We start from the raw sequence: 1110 nt of genomic DNA on the forward strand, positions 1-1110 counted from the left end.
ACATAATCAGCTAAATCTAAAGAAATAGCCAAAGTTTCATAGTCTTCATAAGGACCTTGATCTTCTTCAACCCATAAAGTAGTCCAGTCTAGTCCATTGTCACTAATTTGAACATTTAAATCTCCATTAGCATTAGGTGCAACCATGTATTCATATCCAATTTTAGCATTGAAACTAAAGGTAGCATCTGCATAACCATCCAAACTAAAAGTAGGACTGATTAAATTAGCCTCATTTGGATCAACAATCCAAGCAATAATGGCAGATTTTGCGCCAGTGATATTGAAAGTTGCCTGAGTTGTAGCACTGTAGTCCGTGGTTGGTCTCCAAATTCTTGTTGCTACTTGTGTCTCAGTTGTCCATCCTGTTGGAGGAAAAGTTTCACCTTCAAAGCCCTCAGATAATATTTGAGAACTGCCGTAAAGTGACGTTAATAAAGCAAAAGAGAGTAAAATTTTTTTCATATTTGATTTTATTAAAAAGTTAATTTGAACAAATATAGGAATATATTTTTTTTATTTACAAAAATTTAACTTTTGCATCACAAAATTGTTTTTTTTCAAGGAATAAAAATGAATATTGTGATAAAGTGATTAAAATTTAGAGGACAAAAAAGGGCATTATTGTTCATTGTAAATTGAAATTTATTTGCATATTTGATGAAATAAAATAGAAAACCCATGAAACTACTCCTTAGAATATTAATCTCTGCGCTTTTAGTAATGGCTATCGCTTATCTGATGAAAGGTGTAATCGTTGACCAATTTACCACAGCGCTAACCGTGGCTATTGTTTTAGCCTTACTCAACTTTTTTGTAAAACCTATATTGGTGCTTTTGACTTTACCGGTCACTTTTTTTACGCTTGGATTGTTTTTATTGGTCATCAATGCCATTATAATCTTGCTTTGCGACCATTTTGTCGACGGATTTGAGGTCAGTTCTTTTTGGACTGCGATGCTCTTCAGTATCATCTTATCGCTTTCCCAATCGTTGGTTTACCAAATCACTGGTGAGGCAAAATAACCGGGTAAAAATCAATAAAATAAAAACTTGGTAGGGTTGTAGAAATGTTATAATTTTGCAACCCAATTTTAGTATGTAAAAAACA

Annotated in this window: 2 protein-coding genes; one reads left to right on the forward strand and one right to left on the reverse strand. The window is 32.8% G+C overall.

From position 1 onward, the window contains the following. Window positions 1–464, reverse strand: a 464-nt coding sequence (locus C0512_RS15955) for a choice-of-anchor J domain-containing protein (protein WP_290863361.1), incomplete at its 3' end; no start/stop codon positions are given. Between the two features lie 216 nt (window positions 465–680). Between C0512_RS15955 and C0512_RS15960 the strand changes: the two genes are divergently transcribed. Continuing rightward, window positions 681–1025: a phage holin family protein gene (locus C0512_RS15960; RefSeq protein WP_121311888.1), complete on the forward strand. Its 345-nt coding sequence runs from the start codon at window positions 681–683 to the stop codon at window positions 1023–1025. Window positions 1026–1110: the final 85 nt, after the last annotated feature.

It is taken from the genome of Flavobacterium sp. (assembly GCF_013822155.1).
In the GTDB taxonomy this organism is placed as follows: domain Bacteria; phylum Bacteroidota; class Bacteroidia; order Flavobacteriales; family Flavobacteriaceae; genus Flavobacterium.

Excerpts from the sequence above, each read along its gene's own strand:
- C0512_RS15960 (WP_121311888.1), top strand. The coding sequence starts at position 681 with ATGAAACTACTCCTTAGAATATTAATCTCTGCGCTTTTAGTAATGGCT.